This is a genomic window from Rummeliibacillus sp. NPDC094406, from assembly GCF_044763875.1.
Lineage (GTDB): Bacteria > Bacillota > Bacilli > Bacillales_A > Planococcaceae > Rummeliibacillus.
This window is the reverse complement of the sequence record NZ_JBIWGZ010000001.1, coordinates 250,102-274,091: the sequence shown is the minus strand read 5'-3', so window position 1 is coordinate 274,091 and position 23,990 is coordinate 250,102. Positions and strand designations below refer to the sequence as shown.

The following is a 23,990-nucleotide window of genomic DNA, read 5'->3' as shown; positions in this document are numbered from 1 at the left end:
TAGTAGTAAATTAGATGGTTTTAAGATACCTTCGCATATACATTGATGAATAATTCTCTTTCTTTTTCCCAATTGAATAATTCACTAGCTTTTAAACTGTTTTCGCTTAATCGGTTGCGTAATGCAATATTATCCAATAATTTGTTAACTGCCGCTGCAATTTCATCAGGCTTATGTGAATCAATACAGATCCCGGTTTCTTCTCCTTCAACAACTCTTTTAATTTCGGGAAAATCACAAGCGACGACTGGAACACCTGCCATCATGTACTCAAATAATTTATTGGATGAAGCTGAGTAATGATTATAGTTCGTGTTATTTAACACTTGAAATCCTAAATAAGCATTTCTTGTATATTTCGGTAATTCACTTAGTGGTACTTTTGGTAAAAATTTCACTTTCTCTTGAAGATTCATTTCGTTAACCATTTTAATTAGATCAGTTTTAATGCGACCATCTCCAATTAGAATAAGAGTTCCTGCATTGAATTTTGGAACAGCTTTTATCAATTTATCTAATCCTCTCCCTGCTTGAATTCCGCCTTGGTAAAGAAGAATTTTTTCATTCTCAGGCAGTTGGAGTATTTCATGTAGATCCACATGGTTATTCTCAATTTTCTTTTGGATAAATGGGTAATTATGTACGACATTTGGATAAAATCCATATAGAACTTCATTGTATTTAGCTCTGGTATGATTTTCCACTATCATCGAATCCATTCTTTTAATAAAGAATTGCTCCATCTTGCTATAAATTGAGCTATCATAACCTGTTCGACTAGTTTGTACTTCATGTGAATCGTAAATTAATGGTTTTTTTATAAGTCTCCATTTTGCACATAGATAGCCTTGAGGTAATGTATTTAAATCATTTGAATGATAAATATCGTATTTTTTCATTCTGCCTTTTAAGATCATTCGTGTAATGACACTGCCTCTTAATAAAGCTGTTTTTAATTTAGTCTTTAATATAAGTACCCCTAATAAGGTTAGTGGTAGGAAAACTAAAGGGAAATAATATGCCAAAAATAACCAAATAACTAATGCTACTCCACCTGCTAATTTATTCTTCATGCAATATTGAAGTGTTGTAAATACGAAAGGATATCTCCTAACTCTATACACATTGAAATTGTCATTCCTTTCTTCAATATACTTCATATTTTTATCACTTGGATCATGAATACAGATAAGGTCTACTTTATATCCTTTTTCTGATAAAGCTGTGCATTCTCGAAGTACTCTCGCATCATTTGTAAAATGGTTCCAAACAAACATACATACTTTTTTTCTCATAGTCTGATGTCCTTATCTATTTGGTTTAGTAATGGTACTGTTTCGGGTTCTGCGACTTGATTCTCTTCTTTAAGCAAGGATATTAATTTTTTGATATTCTTTTCCCATATGAATTGATCCTTGATTAAATTAATCGCATTATTTGCTGTTTTTTCTCGTAATTCAGGGCTATATTTTAATAATAAAATATATTTCACAATTTCATATGCATCTCGTTTTTCAGAAAAAAAACCTGATTGATATTTTTGAATAATCTCTTTAGAGTACCCTGAAACAGCCGCTACAACTGGTAAACCAGAAATCATATAATCTATTAATTTTCCAGGTAGCACTGTATCAAAAACATCATTGTTATTTAAAGAAAGAACTCCAACATCATGCTCGGAGTTTAATTTTAAACAGTCCTCTCGTGTAGTAGGATTAATAAATGAAACATTGTTCAATTTGTTATCCTTAATAAATCTTTGTAACTCGTTTTTCTTTTGGCCATATCCAACAATCGTTATTAAAATATGGTTTTTATCTAATTTTTGAACTAAGCTTTTTAAGAATTCGACATCCTGAGCAAGTCCAATATTCCCCGTGTAAATGACTCTAAAATTCCTATGAAATCTATAGGCTTGTTGCAATTCATATTGTCTGCCTGCATTCGGAATATAAGTGATTTTGTTTGGATTGATCTTAGCCTTATTAACAATATAATCTCTAAATCCAATGCTATTTATAATGATATGATTTGCTTTCTTATATAAGTAAATTTCAAATAGCGAAAAGAGGTTGATAATTACTTTTTGATTAAATACCCCTACTCCTTTTAATGATTCTGGCCATAGATCCCTGACATCTAAAATAAACCTCGACCTATACCTCAATTTTGCAACAATTCCAACAAATGCAATGAAGATAGCTGGCGTTGTAACAAGAACAACATCATATTTTTGTTTACTAAATAGTACAAAAAGTAACATTTTAATCGATATTTCCAGATAGTGAATCAACCTATTTAGCATATTTAAAGCGTATTTCCTATTTTTCACTTTAATTCGATGAACTTTACTTGCATCATCTAGTGATTTGTCATTCCAAAATTTTTTTTCTTTATAAAGTTGTTTGTTTGGATAAGTAGGCTCGGTTGTCAGTACGGATACATCATATCCTTCTTTCTGTATTAGCTGGAAAATGTTATTCATTCGATTTGCATGACTACCTATTTCAGGATAAAAATTTTGGGTGATGATTAATATTTTGGAATTAGACAATGAGAGCAACCTCCTAAAGTAGCTACAGTCTTGAAGATTCGAATTATTCTGTATATTTATTCTCCGGCATTTTGTTTACGCGTTCATTGTAGCATAATTATTTACATATTTTGTTAAGGAACTGATTCGTTTTTATTAACTATTTGTAAATTATTATTAATTTTATTAATAAACTCTTTATTTTTTCAAAAAGTAGTCTATTTTAAAAGAAGCCCATATTATTTATGAATTAGCCGTATATGGTGCTATTTCTGATAAGTTCAACTAGATGTTATTACCAAATTGCATACGGAGGCTTGAGATGGCTGGTGAACGAAGAAAAAGAATACAAGAAAATGAAAAAAAAAGCTTTTGGAAATGGATTGTAGGCATTGTTATGGTGTTAGTACTTGGAATAAGCGGGATGGCCTACAGTATGTATAATAGCTTTTCAGCAAATTTGAAGGAAACGCATGTTAACATTAATCGTGATCAATCGAAACAGCGTGTGAAACAAGTAAATTTTGAGAAAAGAGATCCATTTTCCATATTATTGTTAGGGGTTGATGGCCGTGAAGGTGAAACTGGTCGATCTGATACCATTATTGTATTAACAATAAACCCTAATTCAAAGGATACAAAAATGCTCAGTGTTCCAAGAGATACATATACCGAAATTGTAGGGTTAGGGCATAATACAAATGATAAATTGAACCATGCTTACGCTTTTGGGGGTATTAAAATGTCAATGGATTCAGTAGAACATTTAATTAATATTCCAATTGATTATGTTGCAGAAGTTAATATGGATGGTTTTTCGGATATGATTGATGCAGTCGGTGGAATTACAGTAAAAAGTACACGAGCATTTGAGCAAAATGGCTATCAATTTAAAGTAGGAACAAATAAATTAGACGGCAAAGCTGCTCTCGCCTTTATTCGTAATCGACATGATGATCCTGAGGGGGACTTTGGTCGACAAGACCGACAAAGACAATTGATTTCAGGTATTATTAAAGAGGCAGTGTCAGTGGATAGTCTCTTAAACTATAAGGATATTTTTAATTCATTAGGGAAAAATATGCAAACAAACTTAACATTTTCGGAAATGATGAAGCTTCTACATAATTATCAAGACTCTATTTCAAATATCGATCAATTACGGTTTGAAAAAGGTGGAAGTGAAATTATTAATGGGATTTGGTATTACAAGATGGATGAAAAAGAATTGAAGGAAATTTCCAAGGAATTACGTAACCATTTAGAGTTACCTTAATTGTCTTAGTAAAAGAAGTAGAGCTGTCTATTAGCAGATTGTATTTTGCTTATAGACAGCTTTCTTTGTTACAAGTGAATTATTGGCGTTGATTAAACGTAAAACTGGTTGATTAATACTTCAATAATTTTCATAAGATTTAAGACTTAAATATTGCTTCATATTTTTCCTAATCTCTTCATCATTTAAGCGATATCCACTTTTTAGCATGTCAATGCTTAACCCGAACGTCATTTGTAGATGAGGATAGTCTTTGAATCCAATCCAATCTCCCCCCCAGTTAAACCCAAGTTTTTTTCCTATATCAGCAACTTCGAACCAATCGGATTTCCCATTTCCATTGCCATCATAATTCGTATCCCAAATTATTTCGCCATTCTTATCTAATAATGCATAATCAAATGCTAATCCATAATTATGTAAGGACTCGCCTGCTTTTGAATTTGTAACAATTTTACCTCTAGTAGTTCTCCCTTGTTGATACAATTCGTTCTGTTTTGCAAAAGATCGGATTCCTTCTGTGATATAAACATCTATTTTTTGATTTGCTGCCTTATTGATTAACTTATTTTTCATTTCATCCACAATTGGATCTAGTGCCGTCGGGATGGGTGCATCTTTCCCTAAATAGATATACTCTTCCCCTTCTCCTTGGGGTTTAGGAATTAAAGTTAAACTTAGAATCACTACAATAATAAATACGATTATGATAATCCATGTAATTAATAAATGATTATTGATACTTTTCATTATTAAAAGTGTGCTCCTTAAAAAGTTAATCCATCATAGTATGAATTATCCTGTTTTCTTCATTCTTTTAACGAATCTGCTATTGCAGTTCAATTAAAGTAATTTCCAGAGAGTATAACTTTCATACGCTAAATATTTTTATTATTTAATCTATTTCATATATCCATTTATGGTTTTTAATATGATCATTTCAACATACTAACTTTTCATTATTCAAATTTGGTTGTTCCGCTACACACGGCGCTTTCCAGGGGCGAGCGTTGAGCCTCCTCGCTTTGAGGCTACTTGAAAAGTGTAGTAATACAAATATTTATAGTATATATCTGCTATTGAATGAAGTGGAATTAGCTCCGCTTTCCGTGGGCGAACTGACGAGCCTCCTCGCTGCGCTGTGGGGTCTCGTCTAGCTCGTTTTCCCACAGGAGTCTCCGTTAATTCCACTTCAAAGAAGATAGCTATACAAGATTTTTAATATAAATTTTCATCTATTTTTACTTTTTCAGTGCCTTCACTAAATTCCTGCTGGGCTTTCAGCTCAAGCTTTTCCTGTAGGGCTATGATTGAACACCTCTGAATAAACATCACACGAATAAAATATCGAATGCATTTTCGAGGACTCGCCGTCGAAAACGTTACAATGAACAAACTTGGATAATTGAATGTTCGTATATTTTAAATGAATTTTACATTATGAAATTGATTCACTTAAATAATCCTTTCTTCCATCTAAAGATGTAGATCAATTCATACTTGTGTATGACGCAATTTTATCCTTCTAATTATTATAATGTATTTCAAAGGATTGTTACGGGAGGGATTAAGATGAAGATTGAAAAGGTTTCACTACAGGTTTCTAACTTTGAACAAACAGTAAAATTTTATCAAGATATACTTCAATTTAAAATGATAACCTTTAATACTAATTATGCAGCTTTTCAAATTGGTGAAAGTATACTTGAATTAAATAAAGATCACGAAGATAATGCGTACTATTACCACTTCGCCTTTAATATCCATGCAAATTTATTTCCAGAAGCTAAGAAATGGCTTTCTACACGTTTAACTTTACTAAAAGAAGACAATCTGGATGAAATTGATTTTGATGGGAAATCTCAAGCGAATGCTTGTTATTTTGAAGATCCTGCTGGGAATATTGTTGAATTTATCGCAAGAAGAACTACATCACCAATATCAGATGATAAAGAATTCTCATCGGATCATATTTTATCCATAAGTGAAATAAGTTTAACTACTGCAAATGTTCGAGAAACTGCAGGGAAACTGGATAAAATAGGAATTCCAATTCGTGATGGAGAAGAATTAGAGAAAATGAGTCTTAATTTTTTCGGTGAATTCGAAGATGGTGCTTTTATACTTTTAGGACCGATCGGAAGAAGATGGCTATTTTCAACTAAACATGCTATTCAGGCTCCTATAATTATTCAGACAAATAAAGGAATTATTGATAATTTTTAATGAAATTATTGGTGTCCCTACCACTTTTTTTATGAAAATAAGCAGACTTTAAAGGTCTGCTTTTTGTTTTTACTAATAAGATTGCTCATCTATAGTATAACTATTAATCATTCAGACCATTATCCTCTAAATACCTTTCTTTCGTACACCTTTACAATATGATTTTCTCCCCAATTATCAGGTGAGCTAAGTATTGGTTCTAATGTTTTTCCGTAATCACTAAGTTCATTTTCAACTATAGTTATCACTTTTATCTAGGGGAATTTTGATTTAATCATTGATTCCATTTTTTATTGTCTTAGTTGCTATCCATTATGTTTGTATATAGACTATCGAGATTTATAAAAATGCTATATATTAAGGTCTTCACTTAATTTGAATTTGTTCGCTTTTATATTTTCATTTAGACTAAAACAAAGCATTGTAGAAAAAGGTGAACTTATATGAAGAATTTTATTCAAGAACGTTTATTTGAAGAGCGAGATCTGCCCTATAGAGATTTTAATGCTAAGCTGATTCCAACAGTTGATAAAGATTCGATGATCGGTGTGCGGATTCCAGCTATTCGTAAAATAGCGAAAGAAGTGGCAAAGGAAGACGCCCCTTCATTTTTATCAAACACTCGATATCAATTTTATGAAGAAAAAATGCTTAGTGGGATGGTCATTGGTTATGCAAAAATGGATTTTGAGGAGCAATTAACACATATAGAGGATTTCATACCAAAAATTGATAACTGGTCTGTTTGCGATAGCTTTTGTACTGGACTAAAAAGTACAAAAAAACATCAAAAAGAAATGTGGCAGTTTATCCAGCCTTATGCAGGATCAAATGAAGAATATAAGGCTCGTTTTGCAGCCGTCATGCTGCTTAATTATTTTGTGAATGAAACATATATACAACAAACACTTGCCTTACTGGATTCCATTCAAAATGGAAAGTTCTATACCCAAATGGCTGTTGCGTGGGCGATTTCCATTTGCTATATTAAATTTCCTGAAATAACGGAAGCCTATTTAAAAACAAGTTCGCAGGATACATTCACTTACAATAAAGCCTTACAAAAAATTATTGAATCAAACCGTATTGATCACGGAATAAAGGATAAAATTCGAGCAATGAAACGCAAGTAGAAATATTTTTGCGACTAATTATTTGGTCACAATCAAAAGGACTTCACTTTTCCATGAAGTCCTTTTGTGTTCTAATATTTAATTGCTTATATTGGGTTAGGTTAAAAATATTTATAGTATATCTGTTATTGAATGAAGTAGAATTAGCTCCGCTTTCCGTGGGCGAACTGACGAGCCTCCTCGCTACCTGCGGGGTCTCGTCTAGCTCGTTTCCCCACAGGAGTCTCCGCTAATTCCACTTCAACGATGATAAATATACCAGATTTTTATCATAAATTTTCATCTATTTTTACTTATTCAGTGCCTTCCTGGCTATCCTGCAGGAGTCTCCAGCTTCATAGACAAAGGTCTTTAGATATGGCATAAAATAATGTTCAATTTAATGTTAGTGTATTTTATCAAATCATTGAATTATGAAATTGATTCATATATCAAAAACTAAATATATAAACTTCGCATATCAAGTTTACTTAATATTTTTGTTGTGTAATGAAATATTTCATTACATAACAAAAAGTAGCTTTATATTCACTTGAACAAAAGCTACTTTGCTTTATTATATCTATTTACAATCTAATTTTCTTTTGTTTTTTTTCAATAACTTTATTAATACTCTCTTCGTATTCAGCGCTCAGTTTTTTTACTAACTCAGCTATTGGTAATACTTCATGGATGCCACCAACTCCGTGGCCTGCACTCCAAATGTTCTTCCATGCTTTTGCTTCATCATCTGCTTTATGAACGATTTCAAGTTTGTCAGGCTTTTGAAGTTTACTAGGATCTAGTCCAGCTTTTATGACACTTTGCAGAATAAAATTAGCATTCACTCCACTCAGTTTATCCGTATAAACAATATCGCCAGCTTCAGCTTCTAACAACATATTCTTGTAAGCGTTGCTTGCCATTGATTCTTCTGTCGCGATAAAGCGAGTACCCATATACGCTAAATCTGCACCGATTACTTGGGCAGCCAATATGTCTTGTCCATGTGAAATTGCCCCTGATAAGATAATTAATCCATCAAAGAATTGCTTCACTTCATGTACGAAAGCCATTGGATGCAGCGTACCACCATGCCCACCTGCCCCATTACATACAAGAACAAGTCCGTCTATATCCGCTTCTATTGCTCTTTTCGCATGTTTAACACTTATCACATCAGAGAATACTAGTCCTCCATATTGATGAACGATTTTCGCAATATCTGTTGGTTTTCCTAATGATGTGATGACAATCGGCGGCTGATATTTTTTGATTAATTCAACATCTGCATCATAGCGATCATTTGACTTATGCACAACAAGATTAACTCCCCATGGCGCTACACTTTGATTTGTTTTTTCCGCTTCTGCTAACTGTGTCGTAATCTCCCGCATCCATTCTTCTAATGCTTCTGATGTTCTAGCGTTTAACAACGGAAAAGTCGTAACCACCCCTGATTTACAACCTTCCACGACAAGCTCGATACCAGATACTAAAAACATTGGTGCAGCAATTACAGGTAATTCTAATGCCATCAACTGTTCTTTTACATTTTCCTTCACCATTCCATCCCATCCTTTCGAAAGGTAAATCTATAATAATTTTACTTAAAATAGAATTTTTTGTACAGTAAACGCAATAATTTTACATTATAAAGAGATCGATAGTTTACTTTCTTTTAAATTTCTATTGTTCATACTTCATTTTATTTCTTCTTTTTATCTTTCGGAGTTGAATCTTCCAAAAATGGTTCATACATCATAATGGAATGGATAATTCCTTCCATTTAATATAACAAATAGGAATTTACTTATTTCGACATTCAGGGAAAGTATACTTCTTTTTTTGTCTCTAAATCATTTATCCAGTTCTTTAAATATGATTTAAAACATATTTACTTCAAAATACCTTCTATTTTTCCGAATACTTTCATCATTCGATACATACTCTAGCCTGTATGATTTTGTTTTGAATTCTCTAGGAGGGATTTACATGATCGTCAAGCAGAGATATGTAAAAAAAAGTGACATTGTGTTTTGTACTGAGACAGATCTTGCCTCATCTGTTTTAGAGAAACTCTACGATTCTGGTTATAGATGTATCCCCATTTTAGATAAAAACAAAGAAAAGTTTTTAGGGAATGCCTACAAAGTTGATATTCTTGAATATCAGAAAAAACATGGGGAACAAGATATCGGTATCTCAGAACTCGCAATGGATAAAGATGGAGTAATCGATATAAACAGTTCATTTTATAAAGTTTTCTTAAAGATTAAATGGCTTCCTTATCTTGCCGTTACAGATGAACACGGTAATTTTTGTGGCATCCTAACACATTCGAAAGTATTTGAACTGTTGGAAGAAGCTTGGGGGTATCGGACTGGAAGCTGTGCTCTAACAATTGCCGTTCCTGTTGCTGAAGGAATACTTGCCAAAACACTTTCACTTATTCGAAAAAAATGGCCAGTTCACTCTGTATTCTCAATTGATGACGATGATTGGTATTTAAGAAGAATCATCATTACGCTTGATAAAGGGGCAAATAAGCAAACTGTGAAAGAAATTGAAGCGATTCTTCATACAATCGGCGTTCGCATTGTTGATGTAGAAGTATTTAATGAAGAAGAATTTGAAACCAAATAAATAATACCACTATCCTTCATCAAGGATAATGTATAAAATTTCTTTTTCATGAGTCAAATCTTTCATTAGATTTGACTTTTTTAATTTAAAACATAGTACGATTCGATTAAAAGAACTCTTAGCTTTTTGTTGTATAAACTGAGTGTGCATTTTCAGTTTTTCGCTTTTTAAAAAAACTGTTAATTCTTGGTAAGAGAACTAACAGTCTTTCTATTAAACTTAGAAATTAATTGAAATTAATATACATTGGAATGATAATTTTCATCTCATATCCACTGAAAGTTTACAAATTATTACCAGCTGTTTTTAGTCCTCTATTCCCCAGTCGTTACTTATTATCGCTTTAAGGAGCTGTAATTGTTCTTTACCGATATGGTGACTAATATCTGATTCTAGCTCGTTTTTTATTTTTGTATATTCTTCATATATGGAATCACCGTAGCTTGTTAAAGTTACACACTTATCTTTTTTATTATGCAATGCATTATGAATTTCCAGTACGCCTTTTTGCTCTAATCCTTTAATTAATTTGTGAGTCGCTTGGCGTGTAATATCTACCTGCTTAGTGATTGTAGCAATTGTTGGCTGTTTCTTGTATGTAAACGAAATGACATACCATTCAGAATTTGAAATCTTAATTTCATTTGCAGAATTCCACATACGTTCAACTTTCTTTCTTAAGTTCATGTGTCGTTTACTTAATAAATCTAGTACATCAAGTTCTTCTAATTGACTACACAAGGTAGTTCACTCCTATCATTTCTAATGAATACACTTTATAATAGCTTGCCTTTTACGTCAACTAAGTTGACATTAGCTCACTATAAAGACTATACTTAACATTGTCAACTAAGTTGACAAAACAAACTAAAGGGGTCGTTACAATGTATACAAATGGTGATTTGATTATTTATTCTACACATGGAATTTGCCAAATTGATGAGGTAAGTGAGAGTACATTCAATAATCATACAAAATTATATTACGTTCTTCATCCGATTGACAAAGAAGGATTAATTATTCGAGTTCCAGTTGATAGTGCAGAAAAAACTTTTTCACCTTTAGTTAACTCACAAGAATCGGAAGCATTAATTAAACAATTTTCTAGTGAAGGTGTTGATTGGATTGATAACGCCTCAAACCGAGTACGAATGTTTGAAAATACGATCCATAACGGCAATCGTAATGATATCGTTAGTGTATTGATTACACTTTTACGAAAAAAATCTGAATATGCTAATTCAGAAAGAAAACTTTCGAATCAAGACAATAAGTTCCTAGAATTTATGCAGCATACGCTATTTTCAGAAATGGCAGTTGCCTTACAAACCACCCCAGCAACTGTTGAAGCATTAGCACTTAAAGAATTGAATCTTCAGTAATAAAATTCACTATTCACATTTCAATATTTAATTTCAATATTTAATTTCAATATTTAATTTCAATGAAGCTCACCTATAATTTTGGTGAGCAGTATTGTCATTTGTATTTAAAAATGTTCCCTAATGAATTGACAAAGAAATAATCTATCCAAAATAAAAAAAGAGCCCATATTTCTAATTAGACTCTTAGAAAAGTAATAAAGAAATACATAAAATGCCGTTGAGTTATAATGCTCTCAACGGCATAAATGAATTTCAATATTTCTTTAGCTATAAAGAAGCCAGATAAATATCTAATACATCTTGTTTATTAAGCTTTGCAAATTTACCAAATTCTCCATTTACCATCGCTTTATCAGCCATCAGTTCTAATTTGCTGTCATCAATATCATAATCAGCTAAACGTGATGGTGCACCAATGCTATTCCAAAACTCACGTAATTTTTGAATACCTTCTTGCCCAATTTCTTCATCACTCTTGCCTTGTGGATCGACATTAAACACGCGTACGGCTAATTGTTTAAATCGAGATGGTTTTACTTTTAGATTATGTTCCATCCAATGTGGGAACAAAATAGCTAATCCACCACCATGGGGAATATCATAAACAGCAGAAACGGCATGCTCAAGATTATGTGACGCCCAATCACCTGCATACCCCATATTTAATATTCCATTTAACGCCATTGTTCCACTATATAAAATGATAGAGCGATATTCATAATTTTCAAGATCATTCAGAAGTTTAGGTGCAGTCTCCATAATTGTAATGAGTAATGATTCACACATACGATCTTGGAAAGGAGTGTTTTCTTCAAGATGGAAGTAATGTTCGAATACATGTGACATCATATCTACAATTCCATAAATCGTTTGATTTTCAGGAAGTGAAAAGGTATTAACTGGATCTAAAATTGAAAATTGTGGGAATGTTACGCTACTACCCCAGCCATGTTTTTCTTGTGTTTCCCAATTTGTAATAACTGATCCTGAATTCATTTCAGAGCCAGTTGCTGCAATTGTTAAAACAGTTCCAAATGGTAATGCTTCTGTAGCAAATGCTTTTTTCACTACCAAATCCCATGCTTCTCCATCATATTTGGACCCAGCAGCAATGAGTTTTGTACAATCAATCACACTGCCCCCCCCAACAGCTAAAAGAAAATCAATGTTTTCTGCTTTACAAATTTCAATTCCTTTTTCTGCTGTTGAAAGACGAGGATTTGGTTCAACCCCTGATAATTCAAAAACCTCTGCACCTATTTCCGCTAATAAGTTTGTAACTTGTTCATATAATCCATTATGTTTTATGCTTCCACCACCATATACAAGCAATACTCTTTTCCCGTATTTTGGTAGTTCTGTTTTTAAAGCTTCTAGTTGTCCTTTACCAAAAATAAGTTTCGTTGGATTCCAAAAGGTGAAATTTTCCAAGTTGTAAAACCTCCTATTCGTATTCTTATTATATAGTTTAAAAGCTTATAAAAAAAATATTTTGCATAAGATGAATATATCATCCAATTGTAGCAACATTTTTTTGAATTCAATTTATTTAATGATACCGGATAGTATACTTGGTTTTAAATTTTTCCCTTTTAGCCACTCAAGAAAATTTATATCTAATATTTGCTCACTTCTAGCAATGGAAGTTAAAATCCTTTCATCTTTGAACGAATATGAAAACGTATGGAGTGTTCCAAATAAATCATCATAATTAGTGAAAAATAATGGTGATTCACTATTTGCAAAATTGTTGAACATTTCACATTGTGTTAGTTTGCTATCTCGAAAGCTTTGCAAAAAATTATTTCTTTTAAGTGAATTATCGATAACTGTTCTATTTTGCTGTTTAAGGTCTTGCTCTTGGAAATGGTTTACACATGTCAATAGTTCTGGGTCCCTTCTTATTACTACTTTACTTGGAGTGGCTTCAACAACCGCTATATCTCCATTTCGATCAGCCATTGAAAAGTTGTAACAAGCTGAATGTGGGATTTCCTTCAACATTTGAATGGCATCATCTGTCGTTGCACAAGTATCTAGAATCATTCTAATTGAAGTCCATGCTGATAATCCAACTGAATAATCCTGATTACTCACAAAATGTAGTCCAATCACTAATCCTTTTTCATTCACCCCATCATGTCTTCCGATAGCTTGTAGATTATAACCTGCAGAAGAAAAAACTTGATTAGGTTGAACTAAACTAAAGCAGCCATCATATAAAGCCGGACCAAAATCATAATTGCGTACATAATAATCTTTTGTTATAACAGCAGAACAACCCATTGCTTCTGTTTTGGGAACATCATATCCACTAAATAATGCGGCTGCTTTGTTTAAAGAAATCCCTAAACCATCAGACAAACCTTGCATCTCATCAAGTAGATTAGGAGCAAATGATATATAAATAGATTTCATATTTTCATAATCAATCTCAGGTTTCGTTATCATCTCTAAAGCTTTAATAATCGGTTTACTTTGAATAGCTTTTCCAGTTTTAAATCCAATATTATATGAGCTATCTCGAATCTGAAGCACTTGAACTTTAAAATTTGACATATATATCCCCCATCCTGTCATTTTTTTCTTAGAGAGTACTTAATAGTAAAATCATAAATTATTTGGAATATATTAGTAAAGTAATATACTTTTACATAACAAAAACGAGGCTAGTAATTCCAACCAGCCTCGCCGATTTGAATTATAGTGTATTTTGACATAAATTTAAGTTTATTTTTAGATTTTGGAAGAATGGATTCGCATAACTATTCCAATATTTATGAAAACTGACATGATTTTTATGGATTGGTTATTGTATAATGAAAAGAAGTAATTCTTTTGATTTCGCTAATTTACACCAACGATTCGACATATAGGAAAGGATGATTTGGATGAAGACTTTGAAACTGCTAATAAAAAAAGGGACACCAAAATATCAGCAAATTTATTTTCATATAAAAGAATTAATCTTAAATAAAACATTAAAATCAGATGATCAATTACCATCCATTAGGCAATTATCAATTGATTTGAACGTTAGTCGTAATACAACATTATCAGCTTATGACCAATTACTTACTGAAGGTTATATACGCAGTGAAGGTAGAAAAGGTTACTTTGTGAATTCAGTTAAGAAAGAACATGATAATTGGAAAACTGCTAATTACACAATTTTACGGAACCAGATTCCAACATACACGATTAAGTTCCAACCCAACGCTGTTGACCAGGATTCATTTCCAACAGTGAAATGGAGACAATGTACGAATCTAGCAATGGAACAATCATTTATCTATTCAAAGGACCATTACCAAGGTGATCCATTCTTACGTCAACAACTATCTTATTATTTACTAAAATCAAGAAGGATTAATGCGGATGCGCAATCTATTATTATCGGAAGTAGTAAGCAGGAATTGTTAATGAAAATCGGTCTACTTTTAAAAAATGACTATCATACAGTTATTTGTGAAGATCCTGGCTTTGAATCTACCCGTAAATTTAGTCCATTATTTGATTTTACAATTAGTCCGATGCCTATTTCTGAACGAGGAACGTTCTTAAAACAGTTACCTGAAACTACAAATAACATTTTCTATACTACGCCTTCTCATCAATTCCCAACTGGTGTAACAATGCCAATATATGAACGCCAAAGATTAATCGAATGGGCATATAGTTCAAATAGTATTATCATTGAAGACGATCACGACAGTGAATTTCGTTATTCACAGCAACCAATACCTGCATTAGCTTCCCATGATTTAAGTCATGTAATCTACCTAGGAAGTTTTGCAGAGTCATTTTTGCCTACAATGCGGGTTAGTTACATGATTCTTCCACCAAAGTTACTGAAACAATATCATCAATCTTTTTCAAAGATTGAGCAAACCGCATCTGCAATTCACCAAAGAGCGATGGCTATTTTTATGGAAGATGGTTTTTGGGAATCGCATATTCGAAAAATGAGAACTACTTACAAAAATAAGATGGATACATTAACGACGGTAATCGAAGAAGCTTTTTGTAATGATATAGAGATCTTAGGTAAAGAATCTGGGCTTTATGTTCTACTGCAAGTAAAAAAAGGATATTCTGAACAACAGTTAATCCAAAAAGCAGCTAATTATGGGGTAAAAGTGTATCGTGCCTCACGTTATTTCATCAAAAGAAAACCGAACTATCCATTGATTCAATTGGGCTTTGGAGGAAACTCTAATGAAGAAATTTTGAAAGGTGTTGAATTACTAAAAGAGGCTTGGAGCTAAATGTTACATAGTAACGAGTAAATTAAATAAACAGTAAAAATAACAATAACAATACCCTAGTTCCCCTCTTGACATTATAAGAATACAGAGTTATGATAATTTATGTCGTAAGGCATACGGGCGTATGGCGCAATTGGCTAGCGCACCTGACTCTTAATCAGGGGGTTGTGGGTTCGACCCCCACTACGCCCATATTACTTAAAGAACATCATCGTTTGATGATGTTCTTTTTATTTTGTAAAAAAAGGATTTGGAATTTATTTCCTATTTCTAAGACTAAAATTGTGTATAAAAAAAGCTAGCCGATTAAGCTAGCATCAAAGCCTTTATACTCCATACCAATTAAATCCATCTTCATTTAAATCAATCCAAACATGCTTTGTAGTTGTGTACATTTGTAATGCTTCAATACCTAGTTCACGACCGATTCCACTTTGTTTCATACCACCAAAAGGTGCAACTGTGTCTAACATACTAAAAGTATTTACATAAACAGTTCCTGCTTTTAATTTTTTCGTCATTCGATGCGCTCTTTGAAGATTGGATGTCCATACACCCGCTGCAAGTCCGTATAATGTATCATTTGCTTTTTGAATTACATCTTCTTCATCCGTAAATCGAATAATAGAAAGTACAGGACCGAAAATTTCTTCACGCGCAATAGTCATATCATTCGTAACATCACCAAACACAGTTGGTGTATAATAATTCCCCTTCTGTAAGTTCTCATTACGTTCACCGCCTAGAAGTAGTGTTGCTCCTTCTTCTTTTCCTTTGCTGACGTAATATTCAATTTTTTCAAGTTGATCTGTACTTGTTTGGGGCCCCATCTGAGTTGCTTCGTCCAATGGATCTCCAACTCTTATTTTTTTTGCTTTTTCTACGAATTGTTTAACAAATTCATCATAAATAGAATCTTGCACAAATAGGCGGGTTCCTGATGCACATACTTGACCTTGTGCAAAGAAAATACCAAACATCGAACCATTCACTGCATGTTCGATATTCGCGTCTTCAAAAACAATATTAGGAGATTTACCACCTAGTTCTAAGCTTATATCTGTCACATTTTGGCTAGCAGTTTGCATAATCAATTGACCAGTTTTTGTAGAGCCTGTAAAAGCAATCTTATCAATGTCAGGATGTGAAACTAAAGCATTTCCAGCTTCTTTACCAAAACCAGGAATGACATTAATAACGCCATCTGGGATACCAGCTTCTTTGAATAGCTGTGCCATTTCTAAAATACTAATTGGCGTGTGTTCTGAAGGTTTAATGACAATTGTGTTACCTGCTGCTAATGCAGGTGCTAATTTCCACATTGTCAGCATAAGCGGAAAATTCCAGGGAACAATTGCGCCAATTACACCAATAGGTTCTTTTAATGTGTAATTTAAACGGTCATTAGGTGAAGATAAAGTGCTTCCTTGGATTTTGTTTGCAAGTCCAGCATAAAATTCTAATACATCAATCATGCTTGGAATGGCAATATATTTTGTCTCATTAATCGGTAAACCATTATCTGTTGATTCAATAATAGCTAACTTTTCTTGATTATCTCTTAATAGATTTGCAACTCTCATAAGCAATCGCCCTCGATCACTTGGAGCCATATTAGACCATTCACTATTTTCAAAAGCTTGCCTTGCTGCCTTTACTGCAATATCTACATCCATAGCTCCTGCTTCAGCAACCTCAGCATATGCTTCTCCAGTAGACGGATTATTCGAATAAAATGTTTTACCTGAAACTGCTTCTTGCCATTTACCATCAATAAACAATTGATATTTTTTCATCTAATTCTCCCCCTAAGTCAGTAGATTGGATAGGTAATTGATAAACTGTATTAGGCTGCTTTTCTAGAATATGTAACTTGACCTTTAATTGCTGATCAAACTTCATAAAGGTTGTGAAGTCTTGTAAAATTCGAACGGCATGGTTATTTGAGATAATACAGTTTTCTATATAACTTACATGTTGCATTTCTATTTCCACTATATATAAACCTGGTTCTGGCAATAAATATTGCCAATCAACATCAATAAATAATCCATTTGATTGTCTTCTTAAAGTGCCGTTAACACAATATGGATTTCCTAAATAATGTGGAATTTTAGCAACATTTCCTTTATTCAAAAGTTCACGAATTGCACTCGAACTAATTTTCTCATTTTTATATTCAACTTTTCTGATAACGCTTACATCAAAGTGATTTCGACTTTCATTTTGTAGAATATCCATATTTCCTTTGCCCATATGCCCAAAAGTGAAATCAAATCCTGCAACAACATGTTTGCAGCTTAGACCCATGATATAATCTTCAATAAATTGTTCATAGGGTAACTTAGAAAAATGAGAATCAAAATTTACAATGTATACTTTATCAATATTTAATTCTTCAAAAATTGCAGCTTTTCCTTCTTTAGGTGTTAAATATTGATTGATTTTCTTTTTATTTGGAAGAACATTACTAGGATGAGGGAAAAATGTCATCACTGATAGTTCAAGAGATTTTTCTTTTGCAATGGATCGAGCGACTTCCAATAACTTTCGATGACCTTTATGCACACCATCAAAAAATCCTAATGCTAAGACACATGGATTTGTTGCACGATATTTTTTCACATTTAATTCTGCGTTAAACTCAATAATTTCCATTTCTCCCTCTCCTCTCTTTTAATGAATTTCTTGATATTTTCCTTCGTAAAAGACGAGTGGATTATTCCCCTCAACAACCTCAAAATCTGTTACTTCACCAATATATAAAGTATGGTCACCTTCAACATGTGTGTTATATACTTTACAAGTTAAATTTACAATTGCATTCTCAATGACTGGTAAATTATTTAGCCACTTAAAATCTACTTTTTGATTTTCTTTTACCTGTCCTGCAAATATCATAGATAAATCTTTTTGGTCTTCTGCTAAGAAACTTACACCAAACTCACCAGCTTTTGAAATTCGAGAGTTCATTTGTGCGTTCTCACCGATCGAAACAACAACTAATTTTGGCGATAGGGATACAGACATAAATGCATTTGCTGTCATGCCATAAGGCACACCTTCAACTGCTGTTGTAATCACAGTTACGCCAGTGGCAAATTTCCCCATTGTATTTCTAAATAAGCGATCATCCATCGAATTTCCTCCTTCAATTAACATTTCATAACAACTAATTTATGCGCAACCAATTCTTCAATGGCATATTTAATTTCTTCTTTGCCAACGCCACCACTTTCCTTGATCCCACTATATAGCATATTATCTACTCTAAAAATAGGAAAATTGCATTTTCTTTCTAAATAGCAAATATAGGTTTTGCCTGTTTTAACTTACCTTGTGTAGTTGAGATTGTTTCGTTTGTTTCAATATCGATAACTTTTGATGCTTCAGTGAACCAACAATCTGGTGCTTCTGCTCCCCAGAATGTTTGACGGCGTTTATCATTTAAGTCCCAACGAATTGGATTGAAGTCTGGATCACTTGTTAAATAATCGCCATTATAAAGTTCAATACGGTGACCATCTGGATCACGTAAATATAAGAAGAATGCATTTGATAAGCCATGGCGAGCAGGACCACGTTCTATATTTTCCGCGTATCCTAATGACGCTAATACGTCACAACCATGAATTAAGCTCATTGGATCACTTAACCAGTAAGCAACATGGTGTACACGTGGTCCTTCGCCATTCATAAATGCAACATCATGTACAGATGGCTTACGGTGAATCCATGCTGCCCAAATTCGGTCTTCATCATCTGTTGTAAATTCAGAACATGAGAAATCTAGTTCATTAATGTAGAAATTATATGCTTTTTCCACATCTGGAACCATACAGTTAAAGTGATCAATTCGTTGCGCTTTAGCCCCTTGGTATAAGTCATAACGTTGTAATAATCGTTCTGCCCCTTCCATTTTCGCAAAAAATTCAACTGGTAATCCCGAAATATCTTGCACTCGTAATGCACGTCCTACTGCATGTTGTGTACCAGCTTCTAACCATTTCACTTTTAAATTATGTTTTGCAAAGACAGTTGCAATTTTCTCTAAATCATCTTCAGAGCGTACTTTATAACTAATTGCTTCCACTACAGGTGTTTCTGCTTTTTTCAATACTAAACTATGGTGAATATGTTCCTCTAAACCTCTTAGATAAATTGCATCTTCCGTTCTTTCTGTAACAATCAATCCTAAACCTTTTGTATAAAATGCTTCTGATTTATCTAAATCAGTAACATGTAAAATAGCACGCGCTGTGCGAATAATATCAAAGTTTGTAGTCATATTCATATCCCCCTATCTATTTTTACACTATATAATCCGGAAGCTTTAACTTCTTTCAGCGAATGTATGGGCACCGACTGAAAGTAGACATAAATTTGAATTTAGTCTACCACCGATATTGGTGGTAGACTTCTGCCGAAAGATTTTATATTTTGATAAAATTATTTGTAGCTGAACTTGCAGATTTCCCTAAGAAATCCGTTACACGTTCTTTCAGTAAATCTTTTGCTTCATAGTTATCGAAATAAGACATACCCATACGAATTGGATCACCGAAGAAATAGTATTCATAATGCGATTGGCGGCTACCAAATGCACTCATTGTCATATCCCAAGCTAAGCGGAATAATTGTACACGTTCATATCCTTCGAGGTTTTTACCTTGCAATCCTCTATGAATTAATTGACCAATTTCAGGATTTTCAAAATCAGCTTGTGTTGGTATACCCATCAAGCCCGAAGCACCCAGAACTCGAACAATTTCAGTCAATTTCGGATAAATACGTGGGAACCATGTACGTGCTGCATCTAATGCCTCAAAATCTGGTGTCATCGTACCCCATTTATCTAATTTTGCATTATGTTCTGCACGATATAAGTGTGATTTTAGGCCTTCGAGGGTCAACATAATTTCTGTTCCTTTATCTTTAACATGTTGGAAACCATCAATTCCAATAGCATCCATCATGGATAAGGCAACACCAAGTACAAATTCTGTTTTGATGATATTTTTTGACACAACTTGATGAGACATATGGACAACTGCATTTGTTTCTCGGAAAGTTCTATTACAAATAGAGGAGTTCCCACAAACAAAGACACGTTCCCATGGTACGAAAACGTTTTCAAAAGAAACAATTGCATCTCCTTCTTCAAAACGAGAACCTAGTGGATGATCATAGTCATTTTTGTTGTAATCAAATGATTCACGGCTAATGAATTTTAAACCTGGTGTATTGTTTGGAATAGCAAATGCTAGTGAATAAGGATCGTCAAGTTCACCTGCTTTTTTCACTGTTGAAGGGAATACGAGAATTTCATCTGTAATTCCGCCTTGAGTAGCTAATAATCGAATGCCATCAACGATTATACCTTCCTTATTTTTTTCAACGAGATGAAGTGCTACATTTGCATCCTTTTGTTCGTGTTGTGCTTTAGCACGATTTACTTGTGGATGGATGAGTGTATGAGTTAAACTAATATCATTTTCGCGTGCAAATTCATAATATTTACGAGCGTTTTCAGCAAACATTGGATCTGCTTCAGCGAATAATCCATTTGACACACCCATTGCCATTACTTCGGCATTCAAGTAGTCTGGTGAACGTCCCATCATCCCACCTGAAGTTAGTGCCCATTCTTGAATTGCTTGTCTTCGAGCGATAATATCTTCGATTGATTTTGGTTGTAAAAATGTTGTCCCAACTTGTTCACCCGTTGTTGGAGATTTATATAACATTTTTTCTGGCTTTTGGAATTGTAAATCATATAAATTAGCCATAGATTTTATAACACCTTGTAAGCCGGGATGTGTTGTAACGTCCTCAACCCGTTCACCGTGTAAATAAATATTGTTGCCTGCTTTTTTTAGTCGTTCAATATATTGTGCTCCTGTTTTAGCCCCCATTGAAGTCACCCTCTCTTTTAATTTTTATGATTTTTTCCCAAATTGCGGGATATGATGGTCACCAATTGCAACATGAATAACAGTAGGTTCGGTATAGAATTCGAAAATAGCGTAATGACCACCCTCACGCCCTATACCACTTGCTTTTGTACCTCCAAATGGAATACGTAAATCACGTGTGTTATGAGAATTAATCCAAATCATGCCGGCTTCAATTGCTTGAGCAACACGATGACCGCGAGTTAAATCTTGTGTCCATACAAAACCAGCAAGACCATATTTCACATCATTTGCTACTGCAATAACTTCCTCTTCTTGCTCAAATTCAATAACTGCCATAACTGGACCGAAAATTTCTTCTTGGCAAACACGCATATCATTTGTTGCATTTAGCAATAATGTTGGCGGTACATAATTACCTGCTTTAAATTGCTCTGGTACAGTACCTTGGAATACTTCACAGCCTTCTTCTTTCGCTAACTCGATATAGCCCTTAACTTTGTTGAAATGCTGTGTTTCAATCAGTGGGCCAAGTTCTGTAGAAGCATCTAGCGGATCACCAATACGAATATTTGCAACTCGTTCTTTTAATTTCTCTATAAATTCATCTTTAATTTTTTTATGAACGAATACGCGTGAATTAGATGTACAACGCTCACCATTGAATGAGAAAATGCCCCAAATTGTTGCATCCAAAGCACGATCTAAATCTGCATCGTCAAAGATAATTAATGGTGACTTTCCACCAAGCTCCATAGAAGTCTTTTTCAATGAATCAGCTGCATTTTTTATGATGATAGAACCTGTAACCGTTTCACCTGTAAATGAAATTGCTTTTACATCCGGGTGTTTTACAAGTGCATCTCCTGCTGTATCACCAAAACCATGCACGATATTGAAGACACCCTTTGGCAATCCTGCTTTATCAATAATTTCAGCTAATTTATTTGCTGTTAATGGTGATAATTCTGCAGGTTTTAAAATTACTGTATTACCTGTTGCTAATGCTGGTGCAACCTTCCACGTTTCTAACATAAATGGTGCATTCCAAGGTGTTATAAGACCAACCACACCTAATGGACGATGTAATGTGTAGTTAATAAACTCTTTTTCTACAGGAAATGCTTGCCCGTGCAAATGTGTCTCTACCATTTTCGCGTAAAAGCGGAAGTTTGTTGCTGCGCGTGCAGCTTGACTACGCGTTTGACTTATAGGTAATCCAGTATCAAGCGCTTCCAAATAAGCAATTTCTTCTGCTTCTTCTTCAATGAGATCCGCAATTTTATTGATATATTTCATGCGTTCTGAAATTTCTAGATTTTTCCATTCATTGTCAAATGCTTTTTTAGCAGAAGTTACTGCCTCATTGATATCTTCAATATCGCCTGCTGCAATATTATTGATGTGCTCATTTGAGAATGGGTTTACATTTGTAAAAGTCTCACCAGTTTTAGCCGGTACAAATTGACCATTAATGTATAATGAAATGTCCTTTACAATTACTTCTCTAATTGAGTGTTCAGTAATTGAATTTGTCATTTTACTCATCCCTTCTATATGTATCAAAGTATCTTCATAGAACATTAACAGTGTTAATATAATGAATATTCTGTATTTATACCCTATAAAGATACTTTGCTACTAATAAATTTTATTATTTTGAAGATACGATTTCTGGAAGTTCAACATGTTGGGATAGAACATTACGAATTTCATTTTGCAATTGTTGTGATGGTAAATCCATTGGTAAACGAAGTACTGGTTTAATTTTCCCCATCATTCCAAGTGCAGCTTTTACAGGAGCTGGGTTTGTATCTTTGAACAATACATCGTTTAACTCCATCAAACCATAATGTAAATCTTGAGATCGTTTAACATCTCCTTCAACCCAAGCACTGTAAACTTCTGCTACTTTATCAGGTACTATATTCGCAGTTGCACTAATATGACCTGCACCACCTATCGCTAGCAATGGGTAGCACAATAATTCAATTCCTGAATATACATTGAAATCACGTCCACAACGTAAAAGTACGCGATTGATATGTTCAAAATCTTTGTTAGATTCTTTAACTCCGATAATATTTGGACAAGCGTCCTTAAGTTTGACCATCGTATCAATTTCAAGATTAACAGCCGTACGTCCAGGGATGTTGTATAGGATAATTGGTAAGTTTGGCACTTCATCAGCTATCGCTTTAAAATGCTTAAATAACGCATGTTGTGAAGGTCTGTTGTAATATGGAACAATGATTAATACTGCATCCGCACCTAGCTCTTCTGCTTTTTTTGTTAAATAAAGAGCTTCTTGATGGTTAGTCGAACCAGTACCTGGTACAAATGGTACGCGTCCATCAATCACTTTAATAGCCTTTTCCATGACTTGCACACGTTCTTCAATTGTTAAAGAGCTCGGTTCACCTGATGTTCCTGTAACAGAAATACCATGGCTACCACTTTCAATATGCCAGTTTACTAGTTTTTCAAATGATTCAAAGTCAATTGAACCATCCTCGTTAAATGGTGTAATAACTGGTGAAATAGATCCTCGAATACGTTGTTTAATTTCTGAAAAGTTTGTCATGCGACCTCTCCTTTTTTGAATTTTTTGAATATTACCTACAAGAAC

At 33.5% G+C, this 23,990-nt stretch carries 20 protein-coding genes and 1 tRNA gene; 7 read left to right on the top strand and 14 right to left on the bottom strand.

Annotated features, from left to right (window positions below; genetic code table 11):
- Nucleotides 1-20: 20 nt before the first annotated feature.
- Together ACIQ4I_RS01265 and ACIQ4I_RS01260 are read right to left on the bottom strand one after the other, a co-directional pair.
- On the bottom strand, nt 21-1,295 hold the full coding sequence (locus ACIQ4I_RS01265; RefSeq protein WP_403092078.1) for a glycosyltransferase: 1,275 nt from the start codon (nt 1,293-1,295) through the stop codon (nt 21-23).
- Nucleotides 1,292-2,554: a glycosyltransferase family 4 protein gene (locus ACIQ4I_RS01260; protein ID WP_403092076.1), complete on the bottom strand. Its 1,263-nt coding sequence runs from the start codon at nt 2,552-2,554 to the stop codon at nt 1,292-1,294. The genes ACIQ4I_RS01265 and ACIQ4I_RS01260 overlap by 4 nt, the downstream gene beginning before the upstream one ends.
- 301 nt (nt 2,555-2,855) lie before the next feature.
- Here ACIQ4I_RS01260 and ACIQ4I_RS01255 point away from each other — a divergent pair, with 301 nt between their 5' ends.
- Complete coding sequence (locus tag ACIQ4I_RS01255; protein ID WP_403092074.1) at nt 2,856-3,809, top strand: LCP family glycopolymer transferase; 954 nt, start codon at nt 2,856-2,858, stop codon at nt 3,807-3,809.
- Between the two features lie 120 nt (nt 3,810-3,929).
- Here ACIQ4I_RS01255 and ACIQ4I_RS01250 read toward each other — a convergent pair whose 3' ends face one another.
- Nucleotides 3,930-4,559, bottom strand: coding sequence for a M15 family metallopeptidase (locus tag ACIQ4I_RS01250; RefSeq protein ID WP_403092072.1), 630 nt, complete (start codon nt 4,557-4,559; stop codon nt 3,930-3,932).
- An 822-nt stretch (nt 4,560-5,381) separates the two neighbouring features.
- Between ACIQ4I_RS01250 and ACIQ4I_RS01245 the strand changes: the two genes are divergently transcribed.
- Both ACIQ4I_RS01245 and ACIQ4I_RS01240 read left to right on the top strand, forming a co-directional pair.
- Entirely contained in the window at nt 5,382-6,035 is a 654-nt protein-coding gene (locus ACIQ4I_RS01245; protein ID WP_403092070.1) for a VOC family protein, read from the top strand.
- A gap of 443 nt (nt 6,036-6,478) precedes the next feature.
- Complete coding sequence (locus ACIQ4I_RS01240) at nt 6,479-7,168, top strand: DNA alkylation repair protein (RefSeq protein ID WP_403092068.1); 690 nt, start codon at nt 6,479-6,481, stop codon at nt 7,166-7,168.
- 566 nt (nt 7,169-7,734) lie between these two features.
- Here ACIQ4I_RS01240 and ACIQ4I_RS01235 read toward each other — a convergent pair.
- The gene (locus ACIQ4I_RS01235; RefSeq protein ID WP_403092066.1) at nt 7,735-8,715 is read right to left on the bottom strand and encodes an NAD(P)H-dependent flavin oxidoreductase; all 981 of its coding nucleotides are present in this window, start codon (nt 8,713-8,715) and stop codon (nt 7,735-7,737) included.
- Between the two features lie 427 nt (nt 8,716-9,142).
- Here ACIQ4I_RS01235 and cbpA point away from each other — a divergent pair, with 427 nt between their 5' ends.
- Entirely contained in the window at nt 9,143-9,793 is a 651-nt protein-coding gene (gene cbpA, locus ACIQ4I_RS01230; protein WP_403092065.1) for a cyclic di-AMP binding protein CbpA, read from the top strand.
- A gap of 306 nt (nt 9,794-10,099) precedes the next feature.
- Here the strand turns inward: cbpA and ACIQ4I_RS01225 are convergent, their stop codons facing one another.
- Nucleotides 10,100-10,534, bottom strand: a complete 435-nt coding sequence (locus tag ACIQ4I_RS01225) for a MarR family transcriptional regulator (RefSeq protein ID WP_403092064.1) — start codon at nt 10,532-10,534, stop codon at nt 10,100-10,102.
- Nucleotides 10,535-10,677: 143 nt separating this feature from the next.
- Here ACIQ4I_RS01225 and ACIQ4I_RS01220 point away from each other — a divergent pair, with 143 nt between their 5' ends.
- Entirely contained in the window at nt 10,678-11,175 is a 498-nt protein-coding gene (locus ACIQ4I_RS01220; protein WP_403092062.1) for a CarD family transcriptional regulator, read from the top strand.
- 270 nt (nt 11,176-11,445) lie between these two features.
- Here the strand turns inward: ACIQ4I_RS01220 and ACIQ4I_RS01215 are convergent, their stop codons facing one another.
- Both ACIQ4I_RS01215 and ACIQ4I_RS01210 read right to left on the bottom strand, forming a co-directional pair.
- Nucleotides 11,446-12,609 carry an iron-containing alcohol dehydrogenase gene (locus ACIQ4I_RS01215; protein WP_403092060.1) on the bottom strand — a complete coding sequence of 388 codons (1,164 nt, stop codon included), beginning with the start codon at nt 12,607-12,609 and terminating at the stop codon, nt 11,446-11,448.
- Nucleotides 12,610-12,723: 114 nt separating this feature from the next.
- On the bottom strand, nt 12,724-13,737 hold the full coding sequence (locus ACIQ4I_RS01210) for a C45 family autoproteolytic acyltransferase/hydrolase (protein ID WP_403092058.1): 1,014 nt from the start codon (nt 13,735-13,737) through the stop codon (nt 12,724-12,726).
- A 332-nt stretch (nt 13,738-14,069) separates the two neighbouring features.
- Between ACIQ4I_RS01210 and pdxR the strand changes: the two genes are divergently transcribed.
- Nucleotides 14,070-15,446 carry a MocR-like pyridoxine biosynthesis transcription factor PdxR gene (pdxR, locus tag ACIQ4I_RS01205; RefSeq protein ID WP_403092056.1) on the top strand — a complete coding sequence of 459 codons (1,377 nt, stop codon included), beginning with the start codon at nt 14,070-14,072 and terminating at the stop codon, nt 15,444-15,446.
- A 118-nt stretch (nt 15,447-15,564) separates the two neighbouring features.
- Nucleotides 15,565-15,638: transfer RNA gene (locus ACIQ4I_RS01200), tRNA-Lys, on the top strand.
- Between the two features lie 134 nt (nt 15,639-15,772).
- On the opposite strand, the gene betB is transcribed toward ACIQ4I_RS01200, so the two are convergent.
- From betB to hpaI, 7 genes are all read right to left on the bottom strand, one after another.
- Nucleotides 15,773-17,242: a betaine-aldehyde dehydrogenase gene (gene betB, locus ACIQ4I_RS01195; protein ID WP_403092054.1), complete on the bottom strand. Its 1,470-nt coding sequence runs from the start codon at nt 17,240-17,242 to the stop codon at nt 15,773-15,775.
- Nucleotides 17,217-18,104, bottom strand: a complete 888-nt coding sequence (locus ACIQ4I_RS01190) for a cytidyltransferase (RefSeq protein ID WP_403092052.1) — start codon at nt 18,102-18,104, stop codon at nt 17,217-17,219. Before ACIQ4I_RS01190 ends, betB begins: the two co-directional genes overlap by 26 nt.
- Nucleotides 18,105-18,122: 18 nt before the next feature.
- Nucleotides 18,123-18,584, bottom strand: a complete 462-nt coding sequence (locus ACIQ4I_RS01185; RefSeq protein ID WP_403092050.1) for a flavin reductase family protein — start codon at nt 18,582-18,584, stop codon at nt 18,123-18,125.
- Between the two features lie 160 nt (nt 18,585-18,744).
- A complete protein-coding gene (hpaD, locus tag ACIQ4I_RS01180; RefSeq protein ID WP_403092049.1) occupies nt 18,745-19,734 on the bottom strand; it encodes a 3,4-dihydroxyphenylacetate 2,3-dioxygenase in 990 nt (329 codons plus the stop codon).
- A 145-nt stretch (nt 19,735-19,879) separates the two neighbouring features.
- Nucleotides 19,880-21,361, bottom strand: coding sequence for a 4-hydroxyphenylacetate 3-monooxygenase, oxygenase component (gene hpaB / locus ACIQ4I_RS01175; RefSeq protein ID WP_403092047.1), 1,482 nt, complete (start codon nt 21,359-21,361; stop codon nt 19,880-19,882).
- 24 nt (nt 21,362-21,385) lie between these two features.
- Nucleotides 21,386-22,900, bottom strand: a complete 1,515-nt coding sequence (gene hpaE, locus ACIQ4I_RS01170; protein WP_403092045.1) for a 5-carboxymethyl-2-hydroxymuconate semialdehyde dehydrogenase — start codon at nt 22,898-22,900, stop codon at nt 21,386-21,388.
- Nucleotides 22,901-23,015: 115 nt separating this feature from the next.
- Nucleotides 23,016-23,945: a 2,4-dihydroxyhept-2-ene-1,7-dioic acid aldolase gene (gene hpaI / locus ACIQ4I_RS01165; RefSeq protein ID WP_403092043.1), complete on the bottom strand. Its 930-nt coding sequence runs from the start codon at nt 23,943-23,945 to the stop codon at nt 23,016-23,018.
- Between the last annotated feature and the right edge of the window lie 45 nt (nt 23,946-23,990).

Bases quoted from the DNA above. Each gene is read 5' to 3' on its own strand.
- ACIQ4I_RS01265 (WP_403092078.1), bottom strand. From the start codon at position 1,295: ATGAGAAAAAAAGTATGTATGTTTGTTTGGAACCATTTTACAAATGAT.
- ACIQ4I_RS01240 (WP_403092068.1), top strand. From the start codon at position 6,479: ATGAAGAATTTTATTCAAGAACGTTTATTTGAAGAGCGAGATCTGCCC.
- ACIQ4I_RS01235 (WP_403092066.1), bottom strand. From the start codon at position 8,715: ATGGTGAAGGAAAATGTAAAAGAACAGTTGATGGCATTAGAATTACCT.
- cbpA (WP_403092065.1), top strand. From the start codon at position 9,143: ATGATCGTCAAGCAGAGATATGTAAAAAAAAGTGACATTGTGTTTTGT.
- betB (WP_403092054.1), bottom strand. From the start codon at position 17,242: ATGAAAAAATATCAATTGTTTATTGATGGTAAATGGCAAGAAGCAGTT.
- hpaI (WP_403092043.1), bottom strand. From the start codon at position 23,945: ATGACAAACTTTTCAGAAATTAAACAACGTATTCGAGGATCTATTTCA.
- ACIQ4I_RS01190 (WP_403092052.1), bottom strand. From the start codon at position 18,104: ATGGAAATTATTGAGTTTAACGCAGAATTAAATGTGAAAAAATATCGT.
- ACIQ4I_RS01185 (WP_403092050.1), bottom strand. From the start codon at position 18,584: ATGGATGATCGCTTATTTAGAAATACAATGGGGAAATTTGCCACTGGC.
- hpaE (WP_403092045.1), bottom strand. From the start codon at position 22,900: ATGACAAATTCAATTACTGAACACTCAATTAGAGAAGTAATTGTAAAG.
- ACIQ4I_RS01255 (WP_403092074.1), top strand. From the start codon at position 2,856: ATGGCTGGTGAACGAAGAAAAAGAATACAAGAAAATGAAAAAAAAAGC.
- pdxR (WP_403092056.1), top strand. From the start codon at position 14,070: ATGAAGACTTTGAAACTGCTAATAAAAAAAGGGACACCAAAATATCAG.
- ACIQ4I_RS01250 (WP_403092072.1), bottom strand. From the start codon at position 4,559: ATGAAAAGTATCAATAATCATTTATTAATTACATGGATTATCATAATC.
- ACIQ4I_RS01245 (WP_403092070.1), top strand. From the start codon at position 5,382: ATGAAGATTGAAAAGGTTTCACTACAGGTTTCTAACTTTGAACAAACA.
- ACIQ4I_RS01210 (WP_403092058.1), bottom strand. From the start codon at position 13,737: ATGTCAAATTTTAAAGTTCAAGTGCTTCAGATTCGAGATAGCTCATAT.
- hpaB (WP_403092047.1), bottom strand. From the start codon at position 21,361: ATGGGGGCTAAAACAGGAGCACAATATATTGAACGACTAAAAAAAGCA.
- hpaD (WP_403092049.1), bottom strand. From the start codon at position 19,734: ATGACTACAAACTTTGATATTATTCGCACAGCGCGTGCTATTTTACAT.
- ACIQ4I_RS01220 (WP_403092062.1), top strand. From the start codon at position 10,678: ATGTATACAAATGGTGATTTGATTATTTATTCTACACATGGAATTTGC.